Origin of the sequence: Streptomyces sp. NPDC097640 (assembly GCF_040302705.1) — a bacterium.
In the GTDB taxonomy this organism is placed as follows: Bacteria; Actinomycetota; Actinomycetes; order Streptomycetales; family Streptomycetaceae; genus Streptomyces.
Map to the genome: position 1 here is coordinate 477,606 of NZ_JBEOSB010000002.1, position 24,255 is coordinate 501,860.

A 24,255-nucleotide genomic window follows, 5' to 3' on the forward strand; every position below is an offset into this window, starting at 1 on the left:
TCGGGAGCCGGGGTTCGGCCCGGCCACTGGCGAGTTCGAGCCCGGCGGGAGTATCCCTGTGACCATGTCCCATGATCAACCGGAGACCCCGTACCTGGAACTGCTCGCGCGCGGCGCGCCCGCCGAGGCCTACGAGCGGCCGGTGCTGCGCGCCCGCGCCGAGGGGGCGCCGGCCGCCCGGCTGGCGGCCCTGGAGCGCGCCAAGCTGCTGGCCCTGCGCGTCCGCGGCGAGCTGGAGGGGCGCAGACGGCGCGAGGCCGAGCTGTCCGCGCTCTTCGAGACCGCGCACGACCTGGCGGGGCTGCGCGACCTGGACGCGGTGCTCCAGGCCATCGTGCAGCGCGCCCGCTCCCTGCTCGGCACCGAGATCGCGTATCTCACGCTCAACGACCCCCAGGCCGGCGACACCTATATGAGGGTCACCGACGGTTCGGTCTCGGCCCGCTTCCAGCAGCTGCGGCTGGGCATGGGGGAGGGGCTCGGCGGGCTGGTCGCCCAGAGCGCCCGCCCGTATGTGACCGAGAGCTACTTCGACGACGAGCGGTTCCAGCACACCCGGACCATCGACGCGGGCGTCCACGACGAGGGTCTCGTGGCCATCCTCGGCGTGCCGCTGATGCTGGGCAGCGGGGTCATCGGCGTGCTGTTCGCCGCGGACCGCCGCGCCCGTGTCTTCGAGCGCGAACAGATAGCCCTGTTGGGCTCCTTCGCCGCCCACGCGGCCGTCGCGATCGACACGGCCAACCTGCTGGCCGAGACGCGCTCGGCACTCGCCGAGCTGGAGGCCGCCAACGAGATCATCGGGGATCGCAGCGAGGTCATCGAGCGCGCCTCTGAGGTCCACGACCGGCTGACCGAACTGGTGCTGCGCGGCGGCGGGGTGCACGACGTGGCGGCCGCCGTGGCCGAGGTGCTGAGCGGAACGGTGGAGTTCGCCGAGGCCCACAGGGCCCCGGCCACGGCCGTGGACCGCTCCCGGGCCGACGGCCACGCGGTACGGCACGGCGAGGACTGGATCGCCGCGGTCTCCGCGAGCGGCGAGCTGTTCGGCGCGCTCGTGCTGCGCGGCCACCCCCGCCTGGACCCCATGGACCAGCGCACCCTCGAACGGGCCGCCATGGTGACCTCGCTGCTCCAGCTGGCCCGGCGCACGGCCGACGAGGCGGAACAGCGCGTACGGGGCGAGCTGCTGGACGACCTCCTCGACGCCCCCGACCGCGAGCCGCGGCTGCTGCGCGAGCGCGCCGCCCGGCTGCGCGCGGACCTGGACGCGCCCCATGTCGTCCTCGCCGCCGGAATCGACGCGCCGGACGAGGCGGCCGGGCGGCAGCGCCTGTGGTCCGCGGCCTCCCATCTGGCGGCCACCCGGCACGGCCTGGCCGCCGCCCGCGACGGCGGCACCGTCCTGCTGCTGCCCATGGCCGAGGGCGAGGGCGGCGCCGATGCCCTGGCCCGCCGCACCGCCCGGGAGCTCGGCACCGCCGTGCACGCGGCGGTCACCGTCGGCGCCTCCGCGCCGGTGGCCGCGCCCGCCGCCGGCCCCGGCGAGGTGGCCTCGGCGTACGCGGAGGCGCAGCGCTGTCTGGAGGCGTTGCGGGTGCTGGGGCGCGGCGGCGAGGGCGCCGCGGCCGAGGACTTCGGCTTCCTCGGCCTGCTGCTGGCCGGCGCCGGCGACGGTGCGGGGGACGCCGCCCGCGTGGCGGGGTTCGTCGCGCGCACCATCGGCGCGGTGGTCGACTACGACACACGGCGCGGTACGGATCTGGTGCGCACCCTCGACGCGTACTTCGCGAGCGGCATGAGCCCGGCCCGCACCAAGGACGAACTGCACGTCCACGTCAACACGGTGGCGCAGCGGCTGGAGCGGGTGGGACGGCTGCTCGGCCCCGACTGGCAGTCGCCGTCCCGCGCCCTGGAGGTGCAGCTCGCGCTGCGGCTGCACCGCCTGGCCACGGCCGTCGCCCGCTGAACACCGGGGCCCGCCTCGAAGCGTGCCGAAGCGTGCTGAGGGAGGCGGTGGGAGGGGCAAGGGCGGCGGAGCCCCTCCCACCGGCCCTCAGGCCGAGCCCGACCGCGACGCCGTGCTCGGCTCGCTCGCGTCCCGCACCGCCCCGGTCGGCGCCGGAGCCGACGTGGGCTCGATCCCGGCCAGGTCGCGGTCCCGGGTCTCCTTGGCGACGCCGACCGCCACCAGGGTGAGCAGCGCCGCCGCGATGACGTACAGCGAGATCGGCGTGGAGCTGTCGTAGTCGGCCAGCAGCGCCGTGGCGATCAGCGGCGCGGGCGCGCCGGCCGCGACCGACGCGAACTGGGCGCCGATCGAGGCGCCCGAGTAGCGCATCCGGGTCGCGAACATCTCGGAGAAGAAGGCGGCCTGAGGGGCGTACATCGCGCCGTGGAAGACCAGCCCGACCGTGACCGCGAGCAGCAGCGACCCGAAGTCCCCGGTGTCGATGAGGGCGAAGAACGGGAACGCCCACGCGCCCACCCCGGCGGCCCCCAGCAGATACACCGGGCGGCGTCCGATACGGTCGGACAGCGCGCCCCAGGCGGGGATCACCGCGAAGTGCACCGCGGAGGCGATCAGCACGGCGTTGAGCGCGGTCTGCTTGTCGAGGCCCGCGTGGTCGGAGGTCGCGTAGACCAGGACGAAGGCCGTGATGACGTAGTAGCTGATGTTCTCCGCCATCCGGGCGCCCATCGCGACCAGCACATCCCGCCAGTGGTGGCGCAGGACGGCCACCAGCGGCAGCTTCTCGGCCAGGTCGCCCGTCCGGTCCGCCTCGGCCTTGCGGGTCTCGGCCCGCGCCAGGGCTTCCTTGAAGACGGGCGATTCATCGACAGAGAGACGAATCCACAGGCCGACCAGCACCAGCAAGCCCGAGAGCAGGAACGGCACCCGCCAGCCCCAGGACTCGAAGGCGTCGTCGGACAGCAGGGCGGTCAGCGCCGAGAGCACACCGGTGGCCAGCAGCTGTCCGGCCGGTGCGCCGGTCTGCGGCCACGACGCCCAGAAGCCGCGCCGCCGCGCGTCCCCGTGCTCGGACACCAGCAGCACCGCCCCGCCCCACTCGCCGCCGAGCGCGAAGCCCTGGACCAGGCGCAGCGTGGTCAGCAGCACGGGCGCCAGGGAGCCGACCGTGGCGTGGGTCGGCAGGAGGCCGATCGCACAGGTCGCGCCACCCATCAGCAGCAGGCTCAGGACCAGCAGCTTCTTCCGGCCGAGCCGGTCGCCGTAGTGCCCGAAGACCAGGGCGCCGATGGGGCGGGCGGCGAAGCCCACCGCGTAGGTCAGGAAGGACAGCAGCGTGCCGACCAGCGGATCGGAGTCGGGGAAGAAGAGCTTGTTGAAGACGAGCGCGGCGGCGGAGCCGTACAGGAAGAAGTCGTACCACTCGATGGTGGTGCCGATGAGGCTCGCGGCGACGATGCGGGGGAGCTTCGTGGGTGCTGCGGGCGTCGGGGGAGCGGATCCTGCGGAGGCCATGTGCACCACTTCCAGGTGTTCGGTGGGGACGTGTTCGTGTCCGCACAAGGTAGGAACACACAGGTGAGGGGCACATGTGGCGGGACACCATACTTCGGCGGCGCAGTGTGCGTGCCGCCTCCGGTCCCCGCGCGTACGGGCGGGCCGCCGGGCCGTTCCGGGGGTCACCCGCCGACCCGCTGTACGCGGTATGACCTCGGCTCACAGGGAGTCGGCGGGCACCTCGTCGAAGTCGAGTATGTGATCTCCGTACAGATCCTGGAGCCAGGCGGTCTGGTAGATGGTGTCGAGATAGCGCTCGCCGAGGTCCGGGGCGATGGCCACCGCGGTGAGGCCGGGCGTTCGATGCCGGTCCAGCCAGTCCATCGCGCCGCTGACCACCGTCCCGGTGGAGCCGCCGAACAGGAACCCGCGTCTGGCCAGACGGTGGCAGGCGCGGATGGTGTCCGCCTCCTCGACCCGGATCACCTCGTCGACGTAGGACTCGTCGAGCAGCGGCGGGCGGATGCTCATGCCCAGGCCGGGAATCATCCGGCGGCCCGGCTTGCCACCGAAGGTCACCGACCCGGCGCTGTCCACCGCGACGATCCGCACCGGCCGGTGCCACTCCCGGAAGTAGCGCGCGCAGCCCATCAGGGTTCCGGTGGTACCCGCGCCGATGAACAGCACGTCCAGACGGGGGAACTGACGGGCGATCTCCGGGCCCGTCCTGCGGTAGTGCGCCCGCCAGTTGCCCGGGTTGGTGTACTGGCTGAGCCACACGTACCGGTCGTCGGAGTCGCACAGCGCGCGTACGTAGTCGATCCGGGCGCCGAGGAAGCCGCGGGTGGGGTCCAGATCGGAGATGATGTGCACCTGGCTGCCCAGCGCCTCCATCAGCAGTCTGGCCGACAGGTTGCAGCGGGAGTCCGTCACACACAGAAACCGGTAGCCCTTGCTGGCGGCGATCATGCTGAGCGCCACGCCCAGGTTTCCGGACGAGGACTCGACCAGGATCGAATCCGGCGTCAGGACACCGCGCCGCTCGGCGGTCTCCACCATTTCGATCGCGGCCTTCAGCTTGATCGAGCCGGCGAAGTTGAAGCCCTCGCACTTCAGATAGAGGGAGCGCCCGAAGATCGACCGGAGGTCGACATAGAGCCGGCTCTCGTTGAAGGCATGGGGTGTGGAGATGACGGGCACGCTGGCCTCCTGATGCCAGAGCTGGGAGAGGGGACTCTCAGCCGTACCGGCGCAGGTCGTGGAAGAAGTCGTCGATGAGGTGCAGGTGTCCGGCCCGGGCCACTTCGTCGTAGACGTGCTTGCCGACGGCGAGGTCGAGGACGCCGAGCCCGAAGGGCGAGAAGATCACTGGCCGGTCGGCCGGCGGGGTCACCCGTCCGGTCATGACGTCGTCGAGGGTGCCGTCCAGGAAGTCGCGGTTGCCGGTGAGCTGTTCGGCCAGGTGGGGGGAGGTGTCGGCCTTCAGACAGTGCTCGACGTCGTCGACGACGTTGGCCGAGGCGAGCAGGATCTCGGGGGCGAGGTCACGCAGGGACACATGCAGGACGAGCGGGTTGTGGCCGAACCAGCCCGGGTCGGTGAGGTGCGGCCGGCCGGCGATGGTGGCGAAGACCACCAGGTCGCTGGAGCGCACCAGTTCCTCGGCGCTGTCGTGGACGGTGATCTGTCCTGATGCGTCGGCCCGGCGCAGACAGCCACGGAAGCCCTCGGCGCTGTCGGCGGACACGTCGTGCACGCCGATGGCGTCGAACGTCCAGCCGGTGCCGGTCAGGAAGGTGTGGATGTAGCGGGCGATCAGGCCCGTGCCGAAGAAACCGATACGGGTGGGGCGGGGCCTGGTGCGGCTGAGCCAGTCGGCCGCCAGCGCGGCGGACGCCGCCGTTCTGGTGGCGCTGATGATCGAGCTCTCCAGACAGGCGAAGGGGTAGCCGGTGTCGGGGTCGTTGAGGATGAGGACCGCCGAGGCCCGCGGCAGGTCGGATGCCACGTTGTCCGGGAAACTGGAGATCCATTTCAGCCCGTCCACATGGACCGGCCCGCCGACGGAGGCCGGCAGCGCGATGATCCGGGCCGTGGGGCGGTCGGGGAAGCGCAGGAAGTACGACGGGGGGTTGACCGAGTCCCCGGCGCCGTGCAGCCGGTAGGTGGCCTCGACCAGCTCCACGATCTGTTTCTCGCGCCCTTCGAGCGCCTGCTGTACCTGCCCGCCGGAGATCACCGCGAAGGACGGCGCCGGGACCTGACGGGAGGTGGCGGGCCGGGTGGCGGGGGACGGCGAAGGGTTCATGACCGGCTCACCTTCCCTGCGGGGCAGTGGTCGGCCAGGCGCCGGGGCTCGGCCATGGCGACCAGCACCCGGCGCTCTCCGGTGAACGGCTCTCTGCTGTGCGCCGTGCGGATGTTGTCGACCAGCATCAGATCGCCGTCCTGCCAGGGCTCGCGTCCGGTGTGGTCCTCGTAGGTGGAGTTGAGCAGCTGGATGACGTCCTCGCCGATCGGGGAGCCGTCGGCAAAGCGGGTGTTGAACGGCAGTCCGTCCGCCCCGTAGACATCCACCAGGTACTCGCGCACCTCGGGGGCCAGTGTCCACTCGTTGAGAAAGGCGATCTGGTTGAACCAGCAGCGCCGGCCGTTGAGCGGGTGCCGTACCACGGCGGCGCGGAGCTGCCGGGTGAGCAGGGAACCGTCGGGCCGCCAGTCGAAGTCGATGGCGTGAGCCCGGCAGTAGCGCTCGATCGCGGCACGGTCGTCGGTGCCGAACGACTCCTCCACCGACGCCCCGATCTCGTCGTTATAGCTGCGGGTGAGCAGCCAGCCCTCCCGCTCGAACCGCTCGCTCAGCGCGGCGGGCAGCGCCTGGAGCACACCTTCGGCGTCGGCCACCGCGGTCGCCCCGCCCTCGGCGGGCGCCTCGAGACACGCGAACAGCATCAGGCCGGGGCACTCCGCCGCATAGCTCAGCTCATGGTGCATACACATCGGCTGGTTGGCCGGCCAGGCGGTGGAGGAGTACAGCCCCGGGCCGTGGCTCTCCCGGGGAGCGAAGGCCTCCCTCTCCGCCATCAGACCATCGGCCAGTCCCGCGAAGACGGCACCGACCTGATCCACCTCCCGCAGCCCCAGGCCGCGGACGAGAAGCACACCGTGCTCGGCGACCTGCTCGCGCAGCGCGGCGCGGTGCTCGGCCGCCCAACTCGGCGCGTCATCCGGGGACTCGACATGCAGGATGGGGGGTCTGCCCGGGTGCGGGGTCACCGCGGACAGCGGTTGCAGGGATGTGGACGACATCTCGGTTTCCTTTCAATCGCCACTCGGAAGCTCGGGGAGGAGCCTCAGGAGGGGGCCAGAGAATCCGCGGAGGCCGGCGATTCGGCGGCGGCCAGGACGGCCTGTGCCGTCGCGGCCGGGCGGGTGCGCGGGAAGTAGTGGCCGCCGTCGGCGAGTTCGTGCAGGTCCACCCGCTCGGCCAGGAGCTGCCAGTCGCGGTACCGGTCGCGATACCCCGCCGTGCTCGGGTCGTCGGCGGCGACGACCACGGTGACCGGCGCGGACAGCTTCGCCTCCGGCGGGGTTTCCAGGGCGTCGGCGAAGTAGCGGTGCGCGGCCAGGCAGTCGTGACGGTAGGCGGCGCCGACGTGCTCGGCGTGTCGCGCGTTCAACTCGCCGAGCTCGGTGTACCCGCCGTGCGCGCTCAGTTTCGCCGCGATCTCGGCGTCGGTGCGCCCCGTCAGCTCGGTGATGGCGGCGCTCCGACCGGCGGCGGTGCCGAGCAGCTGCGCGCCGAGGAACACGCGGGGGACGTCCACCCCGCGCTCCCGCAGCCTCCTCGCCGTCTCCACGGCGGGCGCGGCGCCAGAGGAGTGGCCCCACAGCATGACCCTGCGCAGGCCATGCCCGGTGAGTTCGGCGATGACCCGGTCCACCACCCGCGCCATCGGCGCGAACGGCTCGCCCTGGGCGGTCGTCAGGTCGTGCCCTGGCAGGTCGACGGCGTAGACCGCGGGCCCGCCGCCCGCCAGGGCATCGGCCATCGGCCGGAAGTTCACCGCGTTGCCGCCCGCGTGGGGGAAGCACACCAGGGCGCACTCCGGCGCGCCGTCCGAGGGTGACAGTGCCCGGCCCGACAGCGGCTGGAGCAGCCCTGGGCGCCGCTGGGCCGTGCCGTCGAGGAGCGCGGCGAGGTCGGCGAGTACCGGGTGGCGCGTGATGTCCTTGAGGGAGACCGCCCGGTTCAGGGCGATGGTGAGTTTCACGGCCGACAGCGAGGTGCCGCCGGAGTCGAAGAAGTGGTCCTGCCGGCCGATCTGGTGACGGGGAACGCCCAGCACCTCGGCCCAGGCGGCCGCCAGCTTGCGCTCGGTCGGGGTGCCCGGGGCGCCGTGCACCCCGGAGGCGGCCTCGCCGTCCCCGGCCGGTGCGAGCCGTTCGGCCGACGGGGTCTGTTCGGCCAGCGCGGTCAGGGCCTTCCGGTCGATCTTGCCATTGGCCGTCAGCGGCAGGCCGTGCTGCCAGTGAAAGGCCGAGGGGACCATATAGGCGGGCAGCGCGGCGCCCAGCGCCTCGCGCAGCACGTCCGTCTCCTGGCGCCGGCCGCTGTAGAAGGCGATCAGGTGCGTGCTGTGGCCGGGCCGCTCGGCGACGACCACCGCGCCGTCCCGCACCCCGGGCACCCGCAGCAGAGTGTTCTCGATCTCGCCGATCTCGATACGGAAACCACGGATCTTGACCTGGCTGTCCCGGCGGCCGAGGAACTCCAGCTTGCCGCCGGGCTGCCAGCGCCCCCAGTCACCCCCCAGGTACAGCCGCTCACCCGGCCGGTACGGATCGTCCCGATAGGCCTCGCGGGTCCGCTGGGGGTCGTTGACGTACCCCCGCCCCACGCACACCCCGGAGAACGCGATCAGCCCCGGGGCGCCCATCGGCACCAGCGACAGACGCTCGTCGACGACATAGACCCGCACGTTGTTGACCGCACGGCCCAGCAGCACCCGCTCCGGCACCCCGTCCATGACCTCGTGGTTGGTGTCGTCCGAGGTCTCGGTCAGGCCATAGGCGTTGACCAGCTTGATCCTCGGCTGGACGGCGAACCAGCGCTGGACCAGCTCCCGCTTCAACGCCTCACCGGTCACCGACACACACCTCAGGTCGGGCAGATCGCGGGGGTAGCGCTCCAGGTACGACACCACCACCTCCAGATAGGAGGGCACGAGCTGCACCACGGTCGCCCGGCCGCGGACCAGCGTGTCGACGAACCGCTCCGCGTCGACGATCACCTCCTGGCCGATCAGCAGTGTCCGCCCGCCCACGACCAGCGCGGCCAGCAACTGCCACAGCGAGATGTCGAAACACTGCGGGGCCGTCTGCGCCACCACCCGCCCCTGGCCGATCCCCAGGTCATCGATCTTGGCGTAGAGATGGTTGAGCATGCCCGCGTGCTCACACATCGCCCCCTTCGGCTCGCCCGTGGAGCCGGAGGTGAAGTAGATGTAGGCCAGTTGATCGGCCGAGACCTTCACCCCGAGGTCGGTGTCCGCGTGCTGCTCCGCATACGCCTCCTCGACCAGCACCTTCGTCACTTCCGGCTGTGTGGTCAGGGCCTGGTCGAGGGCGTCGGCGCTGCCGGATTCGGTCAGCACCACCCGGCACTCGGCGCGCGACAGCATCGCCGCGATCCGGCCGGCGGGGAAGTGCGGCTCGACCGGCAGATACACGCCCCCGGCCTTGAACACCGCCAACACCGCGGCCAGCCAGTCGAGGCCGCGTTCGGTGACGACCGCCACCACCTCTTCCCGGCGAAGACCCCGCGCCAGCAGCGCCCGCGCCAGCCGGTTCGCGCGCGCGTTCAGCTCCCCGTACGTCCACCGGCGGTCGCCGTGCACCGCCGCCACCGCCTCCGGATGCGCCCGCGCCCGCCGCTCGAACAGCTCGTGCACACGCCCGCGCGGCAGCATCCGGCGCGGCCCGGCCAGCCCCTCGAGCTGGTGGCGCGCCTCCTCGGTCGACAGCAGACTCTGCCGCGCGTGCTCGGCGTCCACATCCGCCGCCATCAAACGCAGCGCGGCCAGGTGGTAGCCGCCGATCCGGGCCGCGTACCCGGCATCCATCGCCTCGGTGCGATACCGCAGCCGCGCCGTCAGCCCCCCGTGGTGATCACACCAGCCCACGCTCAGCACCACGCCGTCGCCCAGCCCGCCCCCGGTGCCCGCCGGGTCGAACACGACCTCGTACGAACGCCCGGCCGCCTCCGGCTCCCGGTGCGCCGGCAACTCCGCGGCGACGCGATGCGCGCTCGACACCAGCGCGCGCCACGACTCGGGCGCGACGGTCAGCCGGCAGGGCACGGGAGTGTCCGTAGCGCCGGTGGCATACCCCGTCGCCACCTCCGGCTCACCCGACAGGGCGGACACCACCTTGGCGTGCGCGGCCAGCAGCACCGCGCTGAGCGGCACCCTCAGCTCGTCCGCCAGTCCACGGACCGCCTTCACCACGTCGCCCGGCACCGCCGCCTCGCACTCGGCCACCCCCGCCACCGGCTCCCGTGCCCACCGCGGGATGACGGGGAATCCGCCAGCGGTCGGCACGGCACACTCCAGGTCCGCTTCCACGCGTGCTCCCATCGAATGGCCCCTTCCTCAACTCGCCGTCGATCCGGCGTGGTTCGCCGAAGCCGTTGCCGTTGCCGCCGCCGGGCCGTCGCGGCCGGGCAGGGCAGGGGTGTCCGGCAGCTCCGTGGCCGGGTTTCCTCCCCATTGCGCGTTCGGGGGGACCTCCTCGCCCTTCATGAGGAAGGAGTCGGGCGCCATCACGGCACCGTCGCCCATCGTCACGCCGTAGTGCACATGGGTGCCGACACCGAGGGTGCAGCGGTCGCCGAGCGTGGTGCGGTCCGATTTGAAGGTGCCGTCCTCCTGCGAGTGGCACTGGATCTTGCTTCCGGCGTTGAGGGTGCAGTCGTCCCCGACGGTGGTGAGCGTCCGCTCGGTCATATAGCAGCCGTCGTCGAACACCCTGCTGCCGATGCGCACCCCCAGCAGCCGCCAGATCACGTTCTTGAAGGGGGTTCCGTTGAAAACGTCCAAGTATTCGTCCGGCACCTTCCAGAGCCGCTCGTGCCACCAGAAGTACGGGTCGTAGATGGAGCACAGCCGGGGGCGCAGTGCGCGGAACGACGCGACACAGCGCTCCACCAGGATGAAATAGAGGGCGGTGAATCCGAGCGTGAGAGCCAGATACGCGGCGATCACGGCATGCCCGAGCAGACCGTACAGACCGATCGAGGCGAGACCGAGCGTCGTGAGCACAAAGGCGTGCAGCCACCGCACGAGCAGGAAGAAAACCATGGAGCGGAGGTTGTAGCGGTTTTTCGCGGCGAGGCTGCGGCGCAGCTCGTCCCCGGCCCTGAGGTGGTCGAACCGGGAGTCGCGCTCCACCGACCGGGGAATCTCGAAACAGGGCGAGCCGAGCAGCCCCACTCCCTCGCGGATCTCACCGTCGAGGGGAATCATCACCTTCGTCGCGAGCAGGCAGTTGTCGCCGGTTCTGGCCCCGGCGGGATAGGCGATGTTGTTGCCGAGGAAGTTCTGGGTCCCGATCGAGGCCCGGGACACCCGGAAGGACGTGCTCGAGAAGTCCGCATTGACGATGGAAAGGCCGTCGGCCACCATCGTGCCCCTGCCCACGGTCACCAGATACGGGTTCTCGTGCCGCACCTCCGTGCCGAAGTTGGACCCCGTCTGCTCGACCCGGGACAAGTCGTATCCGAGGCCGCGGAGATAGTGGACGATGTAGGAGCTGTCGCCGAAGAGCCAGGTGAAGAACTTCAGATTCGTCATGCCTGCTATCGCCCGGTGCACCGCGTAGTGGAAGCCGTAGAGCGGATACACCTCGTCGGGCTTGACGGCCAGGCTCAGCAGGCGCGGAACGGTGCACACCACGGCGAGGCCCACGACGACGAAGCCGAAGAACAGCACGGCGGACACCAGCAGCGCGTCGGTGAGGAGAGCCGACGAGGTGAGTCCGGCCGTGCCCGCATCGGATCGCTCGCCGAGCGCCGGAACCTCGCGGAACAGCATGTACGTACCGCCGACGGTCAGCGGCAGGTACAGGAGGAACAGCTGGAGCAGGGTGGCGAGGCCGAAGCGGAACCGGCGCGATGTGTCGCACCGGGCGGGCCCGACCCGCACATAGTCGATCTCCGTCGGCTGTGCCGGCGACCCGTGCCGGCGCTCGCCGTCCGGGACCACCTGGCCGCGGTACAGCGCGGACGCGTGGCCGAGCTGCGCTCCGTCGCCCATCGAGGTGTCGATGTCGAGCACGGTCTTCTCGCCGATGAACACGTTCCGGCCGAGGGTGATCCGGCCGGTCTGGATGCGCCCGGCGTGGGCCCGGTAGCAGAGGAGGAACGAGTCCTTGCGGATCACCGTGCCGGCCCCGATCGTGAGCAGATCGGTGCAGACGGGGATGGAGTGGGAGAGGATCGTGACTCCCTTGCCGATCCGCGCACCGAGCGCCCGCAGATACAGCACATACAGCGGATTGCCGTTGAAGAAGCGCACCGGATTGGCGTGGAGCAGCGCCTTGACGATCCAGAAGCGCACATACGTCAGGCTCCACACCGGGAACTCGCGGGGCTTCCAGCGGCCGATGAGGATCCATTTGGCCGCGATCGGGAAGGCGCACACGACGACAAAGCCGATGCCGCCGAACAGGACCGACCGCAGATAGATGTCGGCCAGATCCGTTCCGGTGGCGACCCATTCGTAGCCCCGGGCGGCGACGAGCCCGGTCACGAACGAATATGCGAGAAAAACCAGGAGCTGAAGTGTTCCGCACAGGACGTAATCCCGTGTGCGCGACGATGCCTTCCGCGTCGGCGACGCCACCCGCGTCGGTTCCTGCGCGGGGGGCGGTGAATCGACGGCGGGGGGAGCGGTGTCCGCGAGCGCCGCCGCCAGGCTCTGGATCGTGGGGTGCCGGTAGATGTCCTTCATCGACACGGACGGCAGATCCGGCCGCTTTCTGACCCGCGCGCAGAACTGGGCCATGACCAGGGAGTTCGCGCCGAGATCGGTGAAGAAGTGACTGGTGGCCGAGACGCCTTCTGCCGGTACCACCTCGGCCAGTACCTCGGCGAGTCTCCTCTCGATGTCGGTCGCCGCCGGGGCGGTGCCGCCGCGCCCGGCCATCGCGGGTTCGTCCGGCTCGGAAATCAAGACTTCGGCGGACTTGTCAACCATTCGAGCTCCTTGAGGAAAGTTCGGTGACCACCGGTCACTGGTTACCGCTCGGACTCGATCGCGATGACACGACAGTAATGTTCGACGAGCCGGTGTTCCTCGATTTCCTGCACCGTCCGGGTGAGCGGGAGGTCACCCACGGCGAGAAAGACTTGGAGCCCTTGGCCTCCGGGGCCGCCCGCTACCCCTCGGCTCGGTGGAGCCCGCGCAGCGTGGCCGTGAAGCTCCGTCCGTAGGCATGGCGGGTGCTGACGCGGATTCGGGTGCCACCTCGTACGCGGTCGACGCGCACGCCCTCGTCCGCCGTGACGGTCCGTAGGGCGCGGCCCCGGATGACGACCGAGACCGTGTCGCGCTCGGTGGTCGGGTCGGCCACCGCCACCGACACGGTGCCGCTGCGCCCCTCACGGAGGATCACCGACGCCGGGCCGTCGATCGACAGCGGTCCGGCCCGGTGGGCGCCGGGGGTGAAGGCATTGGCGGCGACCAGGCCGAGCCCCCTGTGCCGCACCGCCTGCACACGGGCGGTGTTGACCAGGACGGACACCGGCCCGCGGGCGTACGACATCAGCTGCCGCTCGGACGCGTTCGGGACGAGGGCGTAGGCCATCGCGGCGGGCGGCGCGCCGGCCGGCTGCTCGAAGGACACGGAGAAGACCTGTTTGGTCACCATGGTGTCGGGGTTCGACAGGCGGACGGCGCGGCGGCTGCGGGTGACCACATCGAGCGCCACGGTGGGTCGCTGCCCCTCCAGGAACACATATCCGACGGCGGTGCCCTGGCCCGCGTCGGCGTAGCGCAGCCAGGCCAGCGGGGCGGTACCGGTGCCGGACCAGGGGGAGCCGTCGCGCAACCGCCCCGACGGCAGGGCGACGCCGCTGACGCCGCTGACGCGAGTGTCGACGGTTGTCGTCATGGCGCGTCCGGCCGGGTCGCCCACCCCCGCGGCGAGGACGACGATCTCGTCGTCGAGCATGAACCACGACTTGGTGGCGCGGGCGTTGCGGTAGGCGATGAAGTCGTCCGGGAGGGTTCCGGCCTGCTGGGCGGCGTACGCGACATCGTCGGCCTGGACGAGCCCGGCCGCGCCGTACGCGCCGAGGCAGGCGCCGCCGGAGAGCCCGCCCGCGCCGCGCGGGAAGTAGACATAGGTGTTCTGCGACTCGGAGGAGGAGGTGAATCCGCGCTCCGGGTTGTCGTACCACAGCCCGCCGTAGAGTTCGGGGACGGTGCGGCGGGTCTCCACGGGCGCGGTGACGCCGGCCAGCCGGTAGGGCGAAACGGTGGTGAAGTAGTCGACGCCGTAGGCCTGGGTCTGGTCCTGGCCGGAGAGATAGAGGTAGTGGGCGCCGTCGCCCTGGAACCACGGCATGAGGTTCTCGCCGTTCATGTACTCGTACTTGCTGATCCGCGGCGAGCTCCTGGCCAGCGCGAACGCATAGCCGGGGCGCCGGTGGACGGTCTTGTCCATCGCATTGAACGCGACGTTCCGCTCGGCCGGGTTGAGGTCCTGCGCCGCGATCCCCGGGTCGGCGAGGATGTCGGCGTAGCGGGCGACGCTGACCGGGGAGACGAAGCGCGCCGGGTCGAGAGCGGCCCTGGAGGTCTGCCGGACATACTTGACGTAGCCCTTGAGGGCGGTGGCCTCGGGCTCGGCCGCGTAGGCGGAGAGGTCGACGACGGCCTCGACGACCTCCGCGACATCGGTGTAGCCCGTGGTGGTCCGGGACACCCCGCGGCCCTTGACGATCTCCATCATCCAGCCCTCGAAGACGAGCGGTGCGAAGCCGCGCACCACCCAGTCGCGCACGGTGCCGACGAGGTCCTCGCCATCGGCGTAGCCGGTGCCCTCGAGGATCTTGATCGTCTGGACGACTCGGGTGAGCAGGCCCTTGCCGTAGGAGCCGGTGTAGGCGACGGAGGCGTGCTGGATGAACGATCCGTCGGCGTAGAAGCCGTCGGTGACGTCGTGCCTGAGCTGGTACGGGTCGATGGTGGCCAGGACCGTCAGCTGGTCGGCGACGGCCTTGTCGATACGGGCGTCGTCGCCGAGCACGGCGCCCTGGAGGATCCGGTTCGTGGTGATGTCGGCGAGGTTGGCACCGGTGTGGAAGCGGGAGTCGAGGTCGACGTCGCCGCCCTTGCCGTTGCGGAGGTAGGCGTCCATCGAGGCGACGCAGGTGGCGGTCAGATCGGGGCGGTACGCGGCGAGCTCGTCCCTGAGCAGGACGAGGGTCCGGGTCAGCTGGGAGGAGATGCCGATCTCCCAGTTGAACCAGTTGCCGTAGTAGCCCTTCGACTGGTCACCGTAGTAGTCGTCGTGGAGCCGGGCCAGGCCGTCGATGACCCGCCGCTGGACCGCGGTGTCGTCACCCGGGCCCGGGGCCGCTCCGCCGGGGACGCGGGTGGCGAGGGCGATCTCGTACAGGTACTGGAAGGACGTCGTCAGATTGGTGTCGCTGGTCCCGAGGGGCAGGCCGCGGAACAGTTCGCCCGGACCCGCGTCGTCCAGGGCGGTCAGCCGGGCGCGGGCGGTCGAGCCGATGGCCGCGAGCTTGGCGGCGACCTCGGGCCGGGCGTTGGAGTCGGCGGTGCCGGCGAGGACGGCGGTGGCGTTGTCCAGCACCCCGGCGTGGTCCGCGGCCCGGGCGTACCGGGGCCGCGCCACCGCCGAGGGCGCCACCGCCGACAGGGTCGCGGCCGGGACCAGCGACAGCAGAGCACGACGCGAGATCTGCACAGGGACGCTCCAGGGGTCGGCCGGAAAGCGCTCGGCGCATTCAACCAACCGGGACCGCCCCTGTCACTACGCCGGACAAGGCCCGCAGGGACGGCCTCAGACCTTGCGGTAGTCGTACGCCTCCTCCGCCGCCCGCGCGACCGCGTCCACGTTCGCCCCGGCCGAGGCGGTGACGACCGCCGCCACCGCGCCCTCCACCAGCGGCGCGTCCACCAGCCGGGAGTCGTTGGGCAGTTCGTCGCCCTCGGCCAGCAGCGCCTTCACGGTCAACACCGCGCTGCCCAGGTCGACGAGGATCGCCACCCCCGCGCCCTGGTCGACCGCGTGCGCGGCCTCGGTGACCAGCTCCGGGCTGGTGCCGAGGCCGCCGTCGGGGTTGCCGCCCGCGGCGATGACCGGGGCGGTGCCGCCGCCCCCGGCCAGCCCGATGGCCAGCTCGGCGACGGACTGGGCCACCGCGGCGCTGTGCGACACCAGCACCACGCCGACCAGCTTCTCCGCACCCGCGCCGCTCATGCCCCTCCCTCCCGCTCAGTCTCGGCGCGCTTCAACGCGCGGGCTTCCTTCGTCGCTGCTCGGCTCCTCAGTCCAGCCCGCGCAGCGCGCCAAGACACGCACCCCTCCGCCCGCTCAGTCTTGGCGCGCTTCAACGCGCGGGCTTCCTTCGTCACTGCTCGCTCCTTCGTCACTGCTCGCTCCTTCGTCACTGCTCGCTCCTTCGTCGCTGCGCGGCTCCTCAGTCCAGCCCGCGCAGCGCCCCAAGACACGCTCATCGGGCCACCTCCTCGAAGGCCGCGAACAGCAGTGCCGAGGACGTGGCGCCGGGGTCCTGATGGCCGATGCTGCGCTCACCCAGATAGCTGGCCCGGCCCTTGCGCGCGAGCATCGGCACGGTCGCCAGGGCGCCCTTGTCCGCGGCCTCGCTCGCCGCTTCGAAGGATCCGCCGTCCGTGGCCAGCGCCTCCACCGCGGGGACGAGCGCGTCCAGCATCGTCTTGTCGCCGGGCGCGGAGCCGCCGAGCTGGGCCACCGCCTCCACGCCGGTCCGCAGCGCGCCGGCCAGCTCCTGAAGGGTGACCCGCTCCGCGTCGCCGAGCGCCTTGCCCGCCCGCCGCAGCAGCGTCCCGTACAGCGGGCCCGAGGCGCCGCCCACCTTGGAGATCAGCTGACGTCCGGCCAGGATGAGCGCCGCGCCCGGAGAGTCCGGTGGCTCCTTCTCCAGCGCGGCGGTCACGGCCGTGAAGCCGCGCTGCATGTTGCTGCCGTGGTCGGCGTCGCCGATGGCCGAATCCAGGTCGGTCAGTCTGGCGGCCTCGCGGCTTATGGCGGCGGCGGCCGCGGTGAGCCAGCGGTGGACGAAGTCGGTGTCGAGCACCGGTTCGCCGGCGGTTTCCCTGTCGGACACGGAGTTGGGCACAGACGCCTCCTCAGTCGATGGGCCCGCCAGCGTACGGATCGATGGCGGGGCCGGTCCCGGTCAGCAGCCCCAGCGCAGCCCGGCGGTCCGTACCGGTGCGTCCCACAGCCGCAGCAGTTCCTCGTCGACCTGGCACAGGGTCACCGAAGCGCCCGCCATGTCGAGCGAGGTGACGTAGTTGCCGACGAGCGTACGTGCCACCGCCACCTGGCGCTCGCCGAGCACCCGGTGCACCTCGGCGGCGAAGCCGTACAGCTCCAGCAGCGGTGTCGCCCCCATGCCGTTGACGAGGACGAGGACCGGGTTGTCGGGCCGCAGGTCCTCCAGCACCGCGTCCACCGAGAAGTCGGCGATCTCGCGCGAGGTCATCATGGCCCGCCGCTCGCGCCCGGGCTCGCCGTGGATGCCCACGCCCAACTCCAGCTCCCCGGCAGGGAGGTCGAAGGTCGGGCTGCCCTTGGCGGGGGTGGTGCAGGCGCTGAGGGCGACGCCGAAGCTCCGCGACGACTCGTTGACCTGCCGGGCGAGCGCGGCCACCCGGTCCAGCGGGGCGCCCTCCTCGGCCGCCGCGCCGGCGATCTTCTCGACGAACAGCGTGGCCCCGGTGCCGCGCCGCCCGGCGGTGTAGAGGCTGTCGGTCACCGCCACGTCATCGTTGACCAGGACCTTGGCGATCTGGACGCCCTCGTCCTCGGCGAGCTCGGCCGCCATGTCGAAGTTGAGCACGTCGCCGGTGTAGTTCTTGACGATGAACAGGACGCCGTTACCGCTGTCCACGGCGGCCGCCGCCCGCACCATCTGATCGGGCACGGGGGAGGTGAAGACCTCGCCGGGGCAGGCCGCGTCCAGCATCCCGGGCCCGACGAACCCCCCGTGCAGCGGCTCGTGCCCCGATCCGCCGCCGGAGACCAGCCCCACCTTGCGCTCGACGGGGGCGTCCCGCCGGACGATCACCCGGTTCTCGATGTCCACCGTCAACTCGGGGTGAGCGGCCGCCAGTCCGCGCAGGGCATCGGTGACCACGGTCTCGGCGACGTTGATCAGCATCTTCATATGCGTGTCCATTCTCCGCCGGGGTGGAGCTGTCTGCGGGATGAAAATCCTACGGATCTCAGGCGCGCATGGCACCCCCGTGTGTGCTGAGCTGAATGGATCAATGCGGAGAAAAAGGTACAAAATCATCATATGGTTCGCGCATGGAGAACACTGCCGCACCGGCGGCCGCCACCCCGCGCCCGCGCCCGCAGCCCTTCGAGCCGGCGCGCCGTCGGCGCCCCGCGCCCTGGCTCGCGCTGGTGGCCGCCGGTTACGCCCTCGTCCAGCTCCTCGTGGTCGTCCCGCACATCGGGCACGCGCTGGGCTGGGACGAGTCCGTGTACGTCTCCCAGGTCGACCCGCGCAACCCGGCCGCGTACTTCAGCGCCCCGCGCTCCCGCGGCATCAGCATGCTGGTCGCCCCGGTCGTCGCGGTGACGTCCTCCATTCCGGTGTTGCGAGTACTCCTCGCGGTGCTGTCCGCCGTCGCCCTGTACGCCGCCTTCCGGGTGTGGCGCCGGTTGCTCGGCCCGGGCGCGGTCGCCCTGGCCGCACTCCTGTTCGCCGGGCTGTGGATCACCCAGATCAGCGGACCGGCGGTGATGCCGAACCTGTGGGTGGCGCTCGGCGCCGTGGCCGCGGTCGGCTGGTTTCTGCGCCTCCCCGCCGAGCGGAACGCGCGCTGGTGGCTGGCCGCCGTCATCGCGGGCGTCACCCTCGTACGTACCCCCGACGGAGGCTGGCTGGCCCTGCCGCTGCTGGGCGCGGCCGTGGCCGTCAGGACCTGGCGGCCGGCGCTGCCCGCGCTGCTCGGCGGGCTCGCGCTGGGCGCCATGCAATGGGTGGGCGAGGCGTACGCCCGCTTCGGCGGCATCATGGACCGGCTGAAGGTCTCCAGCGATGTCGAGGGCGGCATGGGGCTCCACTTCAACGTGGGGGCCGCGCTGCGCAGCCTCAACGGGCCGCAGCTGTGCCGCCCGTGCGAGGTCCCGCTGCGCCACCCGGAGCTGACCGCGTGGTGGCTGGCGCTGCCGCTGCTGACCGCCGCCGCGATCGTCATGGCCGTACGGGACCGCCGCGACCGCCGGGAGCGTGTTTCCCGCCCGGGCGCCCCGCACTTCGGCCATCCGCTCGCGCTGAGCATCCTGCCGATCGTCTGCGCCGCCACGCTCGCCCTTCCCTATCTGCTGCTGATCGGCTACTTCGCCCCGCGCTTCCTGGTGCCCTCCTACGCCCTGCTCGCGCTCCCCATCGCCGAGCTGGCGCTGCGCACCGTCAAGGCCGCGCGCTCCCCGCAGCCGGTGGCGGTCGCGGTGGGCGTGGTCATCACCCTCCAACTGGCTTCCCAGTACGTGGTGCTCGGCCGCTCGGCGGCGCAGTCCGAGAAGGTCAACGGCAGCTACCGTACGGCCGCGGCCGCGCTGCACCGGCTGGGGCTGCGGCCGCCGTGCCTGGTCGCCGGCGACCGCGCGCTGCCCATCGCGTACCACGCGGGCTGCGCCTCCGCCCAGACCAGCGGGAACAACCGGTCCATCGCCCCGGCGGCGCTGGTGCTGCGGTCCGCCCGGGAACCCACCGCCCTGCTCACCCACCGCTCCCGGCCGCGCCCCCCGGCCTACGCCCAGACCTGGGTGGCCTACCCGCTGCCGGGGACGGGCTGGATCGCCCATCTGCCCCCGGACCAGGCGCGTGAGCTGCGATCACGGCAGAAGGCGTCCGGCAATCCCGGGAGCATGGGCCCCATGATGAGTGCGACGACGACCAGTTGGGGCGGGTTCGAGGCGGCGGAGCCCGAGTTCTCCGCCGTGGTGCGGGAGCGTTTCCAGCGCTACCGCCACCATGTCCTGGCCACCGTGCGCCAGGACGGCGGCCCGCGGGTGACCGGCCTGGAGGCGGACTTCGGCTTCGGTGAGATGTGGCTCGGCATGATGCCGGACTCGCGCAAGGCCCTGGACCTGCGGCGCGACGCGCGCTTCGCGATCCACGCCAACCCGGGGCCGGACACCGGGATGGACGGCGGCGATGTGCGGGTCAGCGGGCGCGCCGTGGAGGTGAGCGACCCGGAGATGCTCGCCCGCTTCGCCGCGGAGGTCCACCCGCCGGAGCCCTTCCACCTCTTCCGGGTGGAGGTGACCGAGGTGGTGCGCACCGCCGTGGAGGGCTCCGATCCGGTGCTCCAGACCTGGCGCCCCGGCGAGCCCGTACGGACCACCCGGCGCGGCGCGGACGACAGCGCGCCGCAAGGGGAGGGCGGGAGTTGAGGCCCGGACTCCTGACGGCCTGTTCACGGGAGAAGTGAGAAATATCAAGCTGGGTATGTGAAGTAGGCTAAGTTGTAACACGACAAGGTGTTTCCTTCTCATCAACTCTGTTGGTATCCCTTGGGGCTGTCACCAGCACGTCCCCAGGGGTCCCTCGGGGCGCAGTTCGGAAGGATCAACTCCCCCTTGTCTGCCATCGACGACGCCGGCCGCCGTCTGCGCGCCAGGCGCAGACGGCGCGACTATCTGCTCTTCGCCGCGTTCGCCGCCCCGAACTTCCTGTTCCTGCTTCTCTTCGCCTACTGGCCGGTGGTCTACAACGCCTATCTCAGCCTGACCGACTGGGACATGATCTCCCCGGCCAAGGACTTCGTCGGCCTCGGCAACTACACCGACCTGCTGACCGACCCCGACTTCCGCGCCACCTTGTGGATCACCGTCCTCTTCGTCGTCGGCATCGTGGCCGGAGGCATCGTCCTGGGGCTGGCCACCGCGCTGCTCCTCAACCAGAAGCTGCGCGGCCGGAACGTGGTGCGGACGCTGACCTTTGCCCCGTATGTGCTCTCCGGGGCCGCCGTCGGCACCCTGTGGCTGTTCGTGTTCGACCCCAACTACGGGCTGATACGCCCGCTGATGGACCCGCTCGGGCTCACAGCCCCGGCGATGATGACCGACTCGAAGTGGGCGCTGACCGGCCTGATCCTGGTCTACCTCTGGAAGAACACCGGATTCGTCGCCGTGGTCTATCTCGCCGGGCTCCAGGGCCTGCCCAGGGAGGTGTACGAGGCGGCCGCCCTGGACGGCGCCGGGCCGTGGACGCGGCTGCGCCGGATCACCCTCCCGCTGCTCTCACCCGTCACCTTCTTCCTCCTGGTGACCTGCACCATCAGCACCTTCCAGGCGTTCGACGTGCTGGCCATGATGACCAGCGGCGGACCGGGCACCTCCACCTCCACCCTCAGCTGGTTCATCTACGACCAGGGATTCCGCGCCTTCGACGCGGGGCGCGCTGCCGCCGGCGCGATGATCATGTTCGCGGTGCTGCTGCTGATCACCGCCGGGCAGGCCCGCTACCTCGAGCGAAAGGTGCACTACCAGTGACCGCCCTCGACCCGGCGGCGCCCTCCCGCCGCCCCGGCGGCCGGGCCCGGCGCCTGGGCCTGTACGCGCTCCTCGTCCTGGTCGCCTTCATCGCGGCCGGCCCGCTGTACTGGCTGGCCTCCTCGGCGCTGAAGACCAACCCCCAGATCTACGCCTATCCGCCCCACTGGGTCCCCACCGACCTGCGCTGGAGCAACTTCTCCGACGCCTGGAACGCCGCCCCCTTCGACCGGTTCTTCCTCAACTCCCTCGTGGTCTCGGTCGTCGGCACCGCCATCGAGCTGTGCTCCGCGCTGCTGTGCGCGTACGCCTTCGTCTTCCTGCCCTTCCCCGGCAAGAAGTGGCTGTTCCTCTTTCTGCTGGGCGCCATGATGGTCCCCGGCCATGTCACCCTGCTGCCGAACTTCCTGACCGTCGCCCAGCTGGGCTGGGTCAACACCTGGGCGGGCCTGATCGCCCCGGGCCTCGGGTCGGTCTTCGGCACCTTCCTGCTGCGCCAGCACATGCTGACGCTCCCCAAGGAGGTCATGGACGCGGCCCGGATCGACGGGGCGGGCCATCTGCGCACGCTCTTCCGCGTCGTGCTGCCCATGTCACGGCCCATGGTGATCACCGTCGCGATCGTGGTCATGGTGACCAAGTGGAACGACTTCATCTGGCCGCTGATCGTGACCAGCAGCGCCGATATGCGCACCCTCCCCGTCGGCCTCCTCTTCCTGCGGGACCAGGAGACGTACGCCAACTGGGGCGCCATCCTGGCCGGCACGGTGATGGTGATCCTGCCGGTGCTCGTCGTCTTCTTCATCGCCCAGCGCTACATCATCGCCGGGCTGACCCAGGGAGCCGGGAAGTGAGCCAGAGCCTCCCCAGCCGCCGGCGCTTCCTCACCCTCGCGGCCGGGGCGCCCACGGCCGCCGCGCTGCTGAGCGCCTGCGGCACCACCACAGGGCCGGTGGACCAGCCGGGCGGATCGGTCCCCGACCGCTACTCCGGGCGCACCCGCGTCGTCCTGTGGTCCACCTTCGCGGACGTGCCCGGCCGCGCCCTCCAGGAGCTCGCCGACAAGTTCAACCGCGACCAGCGCGACATCTATGTGGAGGTCCAGTTCCAGGGCACGTACGACGAGTGCGCCCAGAAGGCGGTCGTCGGGCTGCTCGCCGGCCAGGCGCCCGACCTGTGCGTGCTGTCCGATGTGAAGTGGTACCGCTTCTACTTCGGGGACGCGCTCGAGCCCTGGGACGACTACATCGACCCCGGCGAGCTGCGCGCCACCTACAACGCCAGGCTACTGGGGGAGGGGCGCGTCAAAGGCCACCACTGGTGGCTGCCGCTGGCCCGCTCCACCCCGCTCTTCTATTACAACCGCACCCTCTTCAAGAAGGCCGGGGTGCCCGACCGGGCGCCCGAGACCTGGGAGGAGATGTACGGCTGGGCCAAGGAGATCACCCAACTGAAGACCCAGGGCAAGCGGGTCGCCCTGGAGGCGTACCAGAAGATCGACGGGGACTGGCAGTTCCAGTGCACCGCCTGGCAGTGGGGCGGCGCCTACTCCAACGGCCTGAACGTGGCCATCGACCACGAGGCCACCGTCGCGGCGGGGGAGTGGCAGCGCAAGCTGGTCCACCGGGACCGCATCGCCTATATGTCCACCGACCCGGCGGGCGACATGGGCAACCAGCTGATCGCCACCCTGATCACCTCCACCGGTGGGCTGCGGAAGATCTCCGAGATGGCCAAGGCGGGCGGCTGGGAGCTGGGCACCGGATTCCTGCCCCGTCACAAGGAGTTCGGGGTGACCACGGGCGGCGGCGGGCTCGGTATGTTCAAGCGGGTACCCAAGGAGCGCAAACAGGCGGCGGCGGAGTTCGTACGCTTCCTGGCGCGGCCGGAGAACGCGGCCCAGTGGACCGTCCAGACCGGCTATATGCCGGTGGTCCCGGCCGCCACCAAGTCCCCCGTGCTGGCCAAGCTGCTCACGGAGGACCCCAACTTCTCCACCGCGGTGAAGCAACTGCCGCACACCCGCAAGGGCGACCAGGTGCGGATGATGGTGCCCAACGCCAATGTCCAGATCTACACCGGCCTACAGAAGATCTGGACCGGTAACACCCCGGCGCACCAGGCGTTCTCCGATGTCGCCACGCGGCTGCGCAAGGGAGTGGACCGGCACCGTGAGTCCATCGAGGAGCACCTGTGACACCGTCCCGAACCGCCGCACCACGCCCCTTGGTCTACGGACACCGGGGCGCCAGGGCCGATGAGCCGGAGAACACCCTGCGCTCCTTCCGCCACGCGCACCGGGTCGGCGCCGAGGGCGTCGAACTCGATGTGCGGGTCTCCCGTGACGGCCACCTCGTGGTGATCCACGACGCCACAGTGGACCGCACCACCGACGGCACCGGCGAGGTCGCCGCGCTCTCCCTGGCCGAGCTGCGGGAGCTCGACGCCGGAGGGGGCGAGCGGATCCCCACGCTCGGCGAGGCCCTGGACGCCTTCCCCGGCTTGGTGCAGGTGGAGATCAAGGCCCCCGAGGCGGTGGCCGCGCTGGCCGAGTCCGACCGGCGCGACCCCCTGCCCCCGCGCGTGGTGCTGACCTCCTTCCACGCCGAGATGCTCGACCACGCCGCGCGGCTGCTGCCCCGGGTGGAACGGGGGCTGATCACCGCCCACCCCACGGAGGAACTGCCCGCGCGCGCCGCGGAGGTGAAGGCCACCTGGGTCTGCCCGGAGCTGCGGCCCGAGCTGACGGCCGGCCTGGTCGAGCGCTGCCACGCCCAGGGCCTGCGGGTCGACGCCTGGCCGGCTGCCGACCCGGAGCGGCTGGCGCGCTGCGTGGCCCTGGGCGCCGACGCGGTCACCACGGACCATCCCGCGCTGATCGACGATTGGCTACGGGCGGTCTGACCGCCCACAGCCAATCGGCCCGTTCGGCCGGGATGCCCGTGGGCCCGGACGCCGCCTCGGCGGATGCGGCG

Annotated in this window: 16 protein-coding genes; 6 read left to right on the top strand and 10 right to left on the bottom strand. The window is 71.4% G+C overall.

The annotated features are described in order from the left end of the window. Positions 1-64 precede the first annotated feature (64 nt). Entirely contained in the window at positions 65-1,969 is a 1,905-nt protein-coding gene (locus tag ABTY62_RS03945) for a helix-turn-helix domain-containing protein (protein ID WP_352127750.1), read from the top strand. An 87-nt stretch (positions 1,970-2,056) separates the two neighbouring features. Here the strand turns inward: ABTY62_RS03945 and ABTY62_RS03950 are convergent, their stop codons facing one another. From ABTY62_RS03950 to dhaK, 10 genes are all read right to left on the bottom strand, one after another. Continuing rightward, a complete protein-coding gene (locus ABTY62_RS03950) occupies positions 2,057-3,487 on the bottom strand; it encodes an MFS transporter (RefSeq protein ID WP_352127751.1) in 1,431 nt (476 codons plus the stop codon). 201 nt (positions 3,488-3,688) lie between these two features. Further along, the gene (sbnA, locus tag ABTY62_RS03955; protein ID WP_352127752.1) at positions 3,689-4,669 is read right to left on the bottom strand and encodes a 2,3-diaminopropionate biosynthesis protein SbnA; all 981 of its coding nucleotides are present in this window, start codon (positions 4,667-4,669) and stop codon (positions 3,689-3,691) included. Between the two features lie 37 nt (positions 4,670-4,706). Continuing rightward, positions 4,707-5,777 carry a 2,3-diaminopropionate biosynthesis protein SbnB gene (gene sbnB / locus ABTY62_RS03960; protein WP_352127753.1) on the bottom strand — a complete coding sequence of 357 codons (1,071 nt, stop codon included), beginning with the start codon at positions 5,775-5,777 and terminating at the stop codon, positions 4,707-4,709. Beyond that, positions 5,774-6,778: a TauD/TfdA family dioxygenase gene (locus tag ABTY62_RS03965; RefSeq protein WP_352127754.1), complete on the bottom strand. Its 1,005-nt coding sequence runs from the start codon at positions 6,776-6,778 to the stop codon at positions 5,774-5,776. Before ABTY62_RS03965 ends, sbnB begins: the two co-directional genes overlap by 4 nt. Before the next feature lie 44 nt (positions 6,779-6,822). Then, entirely contained in the window at positions 6,823-10,107 is a 3,285-nt protein-coding gene (locus ABTY62_RS03970) for a non-ribosomal peptide synthetase (RefSeq protein WP_352127756.1), read from the bottom strand. Positions 10,108-10,122: 15 nt separating this feature from the next. Further along, entirely contained in the window at positions 10,123-12,726 is a 2,604-nt protein-coding gene (locus ABTY62_RS03975) for a Pls/PosA family non-ribosomal peptide synthetase (RefSeq protein ID WP_352127757.1), read from the bottom strand. Positions 12,727-12,907: 181 nt separating this feature from the next. After that, positions 12,908-15,466 (bottom strand): polysaccharide lyase family 8 super-sandwich domain-containing protein, encoded by a 2,559-nt coding sequence (locus ABTY62_RS03980; RefSeq protein WP_352127758.1) that lies wholly within the window; start codon positions 15,464-15,466, stop codon positions 12,908-12,910. 96 nt (positions 15,467-15,562) lie between these two features. Next, the gene (locus ABTY62_RS03985) at positions 15,563-15,982 is read right to left on the bottom strand and encodes a PTS-dependent dihydroxyacetone kinase phosphotransferase subunit DhaM (protein ID WP_352127759.1); all 420 of its coding nucleotides are present in this window, start codon (positions 15,980-15,982) and stop codon (positions 15,563-15,565) included. Between the two features lie 253 nt (positions 15,983-16,235). Further along, positions 16,236-16,883 (bottom strand): dihydroxyacetone kinase subunit DhaL, encoded by a 648-nt coding sequence (gene dhaL, locus ABTY62_RS03990; RefSeq protein ID WP_502997395.1) that lies wholly within the window; start codon positions 16,881-16,883, stop codon positions 16,236-16,238. Positions 16,884-16,943: 60 nt separating this feature from the next. Then, on the bottom strand, positions 16,944-17,936 hold the full coding sequence (dhaK, locus tag ABTY62_RS03995) for a dihydroxyacetone kinase subunit DhaK (RefSeq protein ID WP_352127760.1): 993 nt from the start codon (positions 17,934-17,936) through the stop codon (positions 16,944-16,946). Between the two features lie 143 nt (positions 17,937-18,079). Between dhaK and ABTY62_RS04000 the strand changes: the two genes are divergently transcribed. The 5 genes from ABTY62_RS04000 to ABTY62_RS04020 all read left to right on the top strand — a co-directional run bounded on the left by ABTY62_RS04000 (position 18,080) and on the right by ABTY62_RS04020 (position 24,184). Next, positions 18,080-20,179 carry a pyridoxamine 5'-phosphate oxidase family protein gene (locus ABTY62_RS04000; protein ID WP_352127761.1) on the top strand — a complete coding sequence of 700 codons (2,100 nt, stop codon included), beginning with the start codon at positions 18,080-18,082 and terminating at the stop codon, positions 20,177-20,179. A 186-nt stretch (positions 20,180-20,365) separates the two neighbouring features. Further along, positions 20,366-21,280 carry a carbohydrate ABC transporter permease gene (locus ABTY62_RS04005; protein ID WP_352127763.1) on the top strand — a complete coding sequence of 305 codons (915 nt, stop codon included), beginning with the start codon at positions 20,366-20,368 and terminating at the stop codon, positions 21,278-21,280. Next, on the top strand, positions 21,277-22,134 hold the full coding sequence (locus ABTY62_RS04010) for a carbohydrate ABC transporter permease (protein ID WP_311723107.1): 858 nt from the start codon (positions 21,277-21,279) through the stop codon (positions 22,132-22,134). Before ABTY62_RS04005 ends, ABTY62_RS04010 begins: the two co-directional genes overlap by 4 nt. Then, entirely contained in the window at positions 22,131-23,477 is a 1,347-nt protein-coding gene (locus ABTY62_RS04015) for an ABC transporter substrate-binding protein (RefSeq protein WP_352127764.1), read from the top strand. Before ABTY62_RS04010 ends, ABTY62_RS04015 begins: the two co-directional genes overlap by 4 nt. After that, positions 23,474-24,184, top strand: a complete 711-nt coding sequence (locus ABTY62_RS04020; RefSeq protein WP_352127765.1) for a glycerophosphodiester phosphodiesterase — start codon at positions 23,474-23,476, stop codon at positions 24,182-24,184. Before ABTY62_RS04015 ends, ABTY62_RS04020 begins: the two co-directional genes overlap by 4 nt. Positions 24,185-24,255 lie beyond the last annotated feature (71 nt).